The following is a 634-nucleotide window of genomic DNA, read 5'->3' as shown; positions in this document are numbered from 1 at the left end:
CCCCCTGCCGGCGCCGGGGCCGAGCGCGGAGAAGCCCCCGGGCACGCGGCGGGAGGGCCATGCGAGCGAAAGCGCCACACCAGGGGATGGGAGGAGCGAGGGAGATGGCCCTGCCGATGGCGGCGCCTCCCTTGCCGCAGGTGCTGCGGACTGGGGCGCCTTGCCCCCCGAGCCCGTGGGCACCCAGGCCTTCAAACCCGTGCGGCCGCTGCTGGTGCCGCGCGGCGGGCAGGACAGCGCACCAAAAAAAGCCTGAGCCCCCGCCCCGGGCGTGCCGCGGCGCGCCAGGGAGAACGGGGGCGGGGCGATGGAACGCCTGACCTGCGCGGCGGCGAGCCGGGGCCCTGGGATTGGCCGCGCACCTTCATGGCGCGGGGTGCTGCCGTCCAACTGCAGCGGGAACACCTGCGGCACCAGCCCGCCCAGGCCCGCACCGGGCGGCTGCATTGCTTCGTGCTGGACTGCTCGGCCTCCATGGTGGCGAGCGGTGCCCTGGCGCGCGCCAAGGGCGTGCTGCTGGCGCTGATGGGCGAGGCCTACCGCCACCGCGACGACGTGGCGCTGCTGTGCTTCGGTGGCAGCGGCGTGCAGTTGCGCGTGCCGCCCCAGCGCGCGCCCGCCTGGAGCGACGGCT

The 634-nt window shown here is 76.3% G+C and carries 2 pseudogenes; both read left to right on the top strand.

Annotation, left to right across the window (positions count from 1 at the left end):
- Positions 1-256: pseudogene (locus AC27KI_RS26725) on the top strand (hypothetical protein); the annotation flags it as partial.
- A 110-nt stretch (positions 257-366) separates the two neighbouring features.
- Positions 367-634, top strand: a pseudogene (locus tag AC27KI_RS26720) (vWA domain-containing protein); the annotation flags it as partial.

The organism is Acidovorax sp. KPB24-03 (assembly GCF_057546605.1).
The sequence above is the reverse complement of the archived record's forward strand: the minus strand, read 5'-3'. Positions and strand labels throughout refer to the sequence as shown.